The organism is Actinoplanes sp. NPDC048791 (assembly GCF_040650095.1).
Lineage (GTDB): Bacteria > Actinomycetota > Actinomycetes > Mycobacteriales > Micromonosporaceae > Actinoplanes.
Genome location: NZ_JBEZGQ010000565.1, coordinates 1 through 5,547 on the forward strand (window position 1 = coordinate 1; position 5,547 = coordinate 5,547).

Genomic DNA, 5,547 nt, shown 5'->3' on the forward strand with positions numbered 1-5,547 from the left:
AAACGCGCCGGGTCGGCCAGGTCGCCGCCCTCGGCCAGCAGCGCCGTGCCGTACAGCAGCTCGGCGGTCTCCGGCAGGTTCGGGTCGTCGGCGCGCTGCTCGTGGGCCGTGCGCAGGCCACTGACCAACGGGTGGTCCGGGTTGAGCTCGAGGATCCGCTTGACCGGCGGCACCTGCTGGCCCATCGCCCGGTACATCTTCTCCAGCGTCGGAGTGATGTCGTCGGCGTCGCTGACCAGGCAGGCCGGGGAGGTGGTCAGCCGGGTCGAGAGCCGGACCTCCTTGACCTCGTCGGTCAGCGTCTCACCGAGCCAGGTCAGCAGCGGGGCGAACTCGCCCGACTTCTCCTCCGAGGCCGGCTCCGAGGCCAGGTCCACCGAGCCGCGGGCGATGGACTGGAGCTTCTTGCCGTCGTACTCGGGGACGGCGTCGACCCAGATCTCGTCCACCGGGTCGGTCAGCAGCAGGACCTCGTACCCCTTGGCCGTGAACGCCTCCATGTGCGGGGAGTTCTCCACCTGCGCGCGGGTCTCGCCGGTCATGAAGTAGATCTCGTCCTGGCCCTCGGGCATCCGCTCGACGTAGGCCGCCAGGGTGGTCGGCTCGCTGCCGGCGGTGGAGGCGAACGACGCGACGTCGAGGATGGCCTTCTGGTCGTCGGCGTCGCCGAGCAGGCCCTCCTTGATCGCGCGGCCGAACTCGCGCCACAGGGTCGCGTACTTCTCCGGCTCCTTGGTCTGCAGGTCCTTGATGGTGCTGAGGACCTTCTTGGCCAGCCGGCGGCGGATCAGCTGGATGTGCCGGTCCTGCTGCAGGATCTCGCGGGAGATGTTGAGCGACAGGTCGGCCGCGTCCACCACACCCTTGACGAAGCGCAGGTAGTCGGGCATCAGCTCACGGCTGTCGTCCATGATGAAGACGCGCTTGACGTAGAGCTGGATGCCGCGGCGGCCGTCGCGCTGGAACAGGTCGTGCGGGGCCCGCGACGGGATGAACAGCAGGGCCTCGTACTCGAAGGTGCCCTCGGCCTTCATCTGGATGGTCTCGAGCGGGTTGGTCCAGTCGTGGCTGATGTGCCGGTAGAACTCGGTGTACTCCTCGTCCTTGACCTCCGAGCGCGGCCGCGCCCACAGCGCCTTCATCGAGTTGAGGGTCTGGTCCCCCATCCGGATCGGGAACGCGATGAAGTCGGAGTACTTCTTGACGATCTCCTTGATCTTCCACTCATCGGTGTAGTCGTAGAGCGCGTCCTCCTCGTCCTTGGGACGCAGGTGGACGGTCACCGCGGTGCCCTGCGGGGCGTCGGCCACGGACTCGATCGTGTAGGTGCCCTCGCCGGCCGACTCCCAGCGCGTACCCTCGCTCTCGCCCGCCTTGCGGGTCACCAGGGTGACCTTGTCGGCGACCATGAACGTGGAATAGAAACCGACGCCGAACTGGCCGATCAGCTCGGCCGACTCCTTGCTCTCCTTGAGCCGGCTGAGCATCTCGGCGGTGCCGGACTTGGCGATGGTGCCGATCAGCGCGACGACCTCGTCCCGCGACATGCCGATCCCGTTGTCCCGCACGGTCAGCGTGCGCGCCTCGGCGTCCACCTCCAGCGCGATGTGCAGGTCGGCGGTGTCGGCTTCCAGCTCGCTGGTCAGCACCGCGAGCCGCAGCTTGTCCAGCGCGTCGGAGGCGTTGGAGATCAGCTCCCGCAGGAAGATGTCCTTGTTCGAGTAGATCGAATGGACCATGAGCTGCAGCAGCTGCCGCGCCTCGGCCTGGAATTCCAGCGTCTCCGAACTCATAACACCCTCCGTGCCGGTTTGTCGTTCCGCAGCGATCGTATGACCTGACAGTGACCGGCCTTCCCCCGGATCGCCCCGCCGTGCTGAACTGACGGCCTTCCGTCCGGACTGGGAGTCACCATGACCGCTGCGCCCCACGCCACCGCCCCCGCCGGGTTGTCCCCCGCGCTGACCGGTCGCCTGGTCCTGTGGTCGGTCGTCGCGGTCAACGTGCTCATCGTCGAGACGGTGTTCCTGACCGCCGACCCGGCCAAGAACGCCATCCTGGGCTTCGGCAAGTGGCTGGGGCTGCACCTGGCACTGGTGATGATCCTGCAACTCCTGCTGGTGGCCCGGATCGGCTGGCTGGACCGGCGGATCGGCATGGACCGGCTCACCTCGTGGCACCGGTGGACCGGCTTCACCCTGTTCTGGCTGGTCCTGCTGCACCCGACCTTCGTCCTGCTGGGCTACGCCAGCGAATACAGCAGCACGCCCCTGAAAGAGTTCAAGGCCCTGAGCGGCCAGCTGCCGGTCCTGCTGGGCATGCTGGCCGCCGGCATCGTGCTGGTCGCGGCGGGCCTTTCGGTACGCGTGGCCCGCCGCCGCCTGTCGTACGAGGCCTGGCACACGGTGCACCTGCTGCTGTACGTGGCCATCGTCTTCGCCCTGATCCACCAGCTGACCGAGGTCTCGACGTTCACCTCGTCACCGCTCGCCGAGGCGTACTGGTGGGCGCTGTGGGTCTTCGCCCTGGGCTCCCTGATCGTGGGCCGGATCGTGCTGCCCCTGGTCCGCAACGCACGCCACCAGTTCCGGGTCGCGGCCGTGGTCCCCGAGTCCGACAACGTCGTCTCCGTCTACGTGACCGGCAAGCACCTCGACAAGCTGCCGGCCCGCGCCGGCCAGTTCATGATCTGGCGGTTCCTCGGCCACGGCCGCTGGTGGGAGGCCAACCCGTTCTCCCTGTCGGCCGCCCCGGACGGCCGCACGCTACGCCTGACGGCCAAGGCGGTGGGTTCGGCGAGCGCCCGCCTGCGGACGGTCCCGGTCGGCACCCGGGTCTTCGCCGAGGGCCCGTACGGCGCCTTCACCGCCCTCAGCCGCACGAAACCGGCCACCCTGCTGATCGCCGGCGGTGTCGGCATCACGCCGATCCGGGCTCTGCTGGAGGAGGCGACCGGCCCGACGACGGTGCTGTACCGCGCGGCCACGACCGAGCAGGCGGTCCTGCTCGGCGAACTGCAGAACCTGGCCAAGTCGCGAGGCGCCCGGCTGCACGTCCTGACCGGCCGCACCGGTGCGGGCACCCCGCCGAACACCCCGTTCGCCCCGGAGAACCTGCTGGCGCTGGTCCCGGACATCACCGACCGGGATGTCTACGTCTGCGGCCCGGCGGCGATGACCGACGCGGTGCTGCGCAGCCTGCGGGCCCTGAAGGTGCCGGCGGCCCAGGTGCACTCGGAACGCTTCAGCCTGGCGAGCTGACTACTCGCAGGCGACCCCGTCGCCGTCGCGGTCCAGCTTGCGGCTGTAGCCCGGGTCGCCGCGGTGGATCGGGTCCGCGCCGGCCGCCCGCACCGCCGTGCAGTTGGCGTAGTAGACCTCGGCCGGGGCGGGCTTGGTCGTCTTCTTCGGCCTGGGCTTGGGTTTCGGTTTCGGCTTCGGCTTCGGCTTGGGTTTCGGCTTCGGCTCGGCCGGCACGGTCAGCGTGGGCGCCGCGGTGGGCGTCGCGGTGGAGGTCGCCGGTGCTGCCTCCGGTGTGCTGGTGGCGGGCAGCGGTGAACCGGTGGCCGGCTGTCCGGCCTGGCCCAGGATCCGGGCCTGCTCGGCGGCCGTGTCCGTGGTGCGGGTCGAGGTGGGTGAGCCGGCGTCCTCGGCGGCGGCGCCGATTCCGAGGACACCCGCGCACAGGCTGACGACCAGCAGCACGCCGAGGCCGGTGATCACCTGCTTGTCACCCTTGGTGAGACTGCTCATGGTTCCTCCAGCGGGAACGATCCGGCGGGACGACGCCGGTGTCCATGCAGGATCCACCGTGGACCGAGGGCGCGTAAGAACCGTTCGGCCGACGTTTCTGTCCGATCCGCAACGGAGGTGAGGCTCAGGCGGGCGGTGGCGGGAGGATCTCGACCAGGCGGAAGCGCTTGGCGACCATCAGGGTGTCGTCGTCCACGGTGAAGGCCGGGTCGTCCAGGTCCGCGCGGGCCTCGGCGCTGTGCCAGAAATTCTCGTGGTCCGCGCGCCAGGCGGCCACCGACTCGAAGCCCTCACCCTCGTCGACGGCGTGCTGCAGGTCGACGTCGCGGAGCCGTACGACCCGGACCTCGGTCGTCTCGATGACCGCGACCGGCCGGTCCTGCGAGTCCATCACCACCGACCGCTCGCCGACCCGCGGCAGCGGCTCGTTGTGGTGCTCGTAGTCGGCGACCAGGCTGGAGGTGGAGGTCTTGGCGCCGGTCAGGATCGCGCCGACGAGCTGGTCGCGCAGCGGGCCGGGGAAAGCGAAGTAGGCCGGTTCGGCGTCGAGATCCATGCCGGCAGCCTACGGATCCCTCGACGGCCGCGCCTGCCGGTTACGCTGCGGGGCATGCCGACGGACGAGCCACCCACGGAGTTCCAGCCGCTGCCGGGCCGGACCGTCGACCGTTCCGCCGCCTACGAGGTCCTGCTGGGGGAGCTGCTGCGGCTCACCGGCGCCGAGCCGCCACTGTGGTCGGAAGAGCCGGCCGAACGCCGGCTGTGGCGGCACCGCGCCCGCCGGGTCGTCGGCGCAGCCGTCAAGGCCCGCGCCAAGGCGGGCGCCGCGCCGGACGAGTGGTTCGAGCCGCTGATGCGGGCCGCGGTGCACGAGCCGGACCCGAGCCATGTGAGTCAGTTGATCCGGCCCGCGATCGACGCGTACGGGCGGCGCCGGGTCCGGGTGGCCCTGACCGAATACCTGGAGGACGGCACCGTCGCCGACGCGGCCGGCGCCATCCGCGCCATGTACTGGACGTCCATCGGCCTGCGTTACCAGCCCGGCACCAGGATCCTGACCCCGGAGAGCGCAGCCGAACGCGACAGCTACCGGGAGCTGGGCCGGCGTACGGCGAAAGCCGCCCTGCGCCGCTTCGTCGACGAGGACGACCTCGATCTGCGCCGGTGCATCCTGCCGAACCTTTCGCTGCGACGCGCGTCGCACCCGGCAGAGCTACAGGAGCTCGTGACCCGCGCGCTGGAGATCGCCCGGACCTCCGACGACGAGTATCTCCGGCACCGGGTCGAGATCCAGGCCGACCCGGAGCCGTGATTCAGCAGCCGGGTCCGGCGGCCCGGCCCTGCACGATCCGGTACGCCGAGATGTCGCCCTTCACCCACGGCTGGATCTGCCTGACCGTGGTGGGCGCGGTGCCGTGCTGCGCCACGTAGCCGAGGATGGCCTCGTCCACGGTCCGGCACGAGGCCTGACCCGCCACGGTCTCGGCGGTGCCGCGGAGCCGATCGGTATTCAACGCAGCGTAAGACACGCCTGCGATACTCAGGGTGATAGCCGCAGCCATGGCGACTTCGCTCAAATGCACGGTGATCTCCTGCTCGGTACGTCAGCGGCGGCCGACCGGGCCACTCTAGGCGATGTTACAGCTGGTAGTCACCTGGCCCTTCCAGCCATCGTTACCGGCCGGATGGTCAACGCAGCGTAAGAGCCCTAAGCAACCGCGGCGCGGAGCAGACCGTGGACGGCCGCGGTCAGGTCCGCCCGGTTCTGCGGCGTGCCGGGTGGGGGCGCGGCGAG

General features: G+C 70.2%; 6 protein-coding genes. 2 read left to right on the plus strand and 4 right to left on the minus strand.

Going from position 1 to position 5,547, the window contains the following annotated elements; translation table 11 throughout:
- A partial coding sequence (htpG, locus tag AB0C29_RS31135) for a molecular chaperone HtpG (protein ID WP_360827611.1) occupies positions 1 to 1,793 on the minus strand: 1,793 nt, incomplete at its 3' end.
- A gap of 120 nt (positions 1,794 to 1,913) precedes the next feature.
- Here htpG and AB0C29_RS31140 point away from each other — a divergent pair.
- Positions 1,914 to 3,260, plus strand: a complete 1,347-nt coding sequence (locus tag AB0C29_RS31140) for a ferredoxin reductase family protein (RefSeq protein WP_360827614.1) — start codon at positions 1,914 to 1,916, stop codon at positions 3,258 to 3,260.
- On the opposite strand, the gene AB0C29_RS31145 is transcribed toward AB0C29_RS31140, so the two are convergent.
- The gene (locus tag AB0C29_RS31145; protein ID WP_360827617.1) at positions 3,261 to 3,752 is read right to left on the minus strand and encodes an excalibur calcium-binding domain-containing protein; all 492 of its coding nucleotides are present in this window, start codon (positions 3,750 to 3,752) and stop codon (positions 3,261 to 3,263) included.
- Between the two features lie 124 nt (positions 3,753 to 3,876).
- On the minus strand, positions 3,877 to 4,308 hold the full coding sequence (locus tag AB0C29_RS31150) for an ASCH domain-containing protein (RefSeq protein WP_360827620.1): 432 nt from the start codon (positions 4,306 to 4,308) through the stop codon (positions 3,877 to 3,879).
- A 54-nt stretch (positions 4,309 to 4,362) separates the two neighbouring features.
- Here AB0C29_RS31150 and AB0C29_RS31155 point away from each other — a divergent pair, with 54 nt between their 5' ends.
- The gene (locus AB0C29_RS31155; protein WP_360827623.1) at positions 4,363 to 5,064 is read left to right on the plus strand and encodes a hypothetical protein; all 702 of its coding nucleotides are present in this window, start codon (positions 4,363 to 4,365) and stop codon (positions 5,062 to 5,064) included.
- Position 5,065: 1 nt separating this feature from the next.
- On the opposite strand, the gene AB0C29_RS31160 is transcribed toward AB0C29_RS31155, so the two are convergent.
- Positions 5,066 to 5,281 carry a hypothetical protein gene (locus AB0C29_RS31160; protein ID WP_360827626.1) on the minus strand — a complete coding sequence of 72 codons (216 nt, stop codon included), beginning with the start codon at positions 5,279 to 5,281 and terminating at the stop codon, positions 5,066 to 5,068.
- Positions 5,282 to 5,547 lie beyond the last annotated feature (266 nt).

Bases quoted from the DNA above. Each gene is read 5' to 3' on its own strand.
- AB0C29_RS31150 (WP_360827620.1), bottom strand. From the start codon at position 4,308: ATGGATCTCGACGCCGAACCGGCCTACTTCGCTTTCCCCGGCCCGCTG.
- AB0C29_RS31155 (WP_360827623.1), top strand. From the start codon at position 4,363: ATGCCGACGGACGAGCCACCCACGGAGTTCCAGCCGCTGCCGGGCCGG.
- AB0C29_RS31140 (WP_360827614.1), top strand. From the start codon at position 1,914: ATGACCGCTGCGCCCCACGCCACCGCCCCCGCCGGGTTGTCCCCCGCG.
- AB0C29_RS31145 (WP_360827617.1), bottom strand. From the start codon at position 3,752: ATGAGCAGTCTCACCAAGGGTGACAAGCAGGTGATCACCGGCCTCGGC.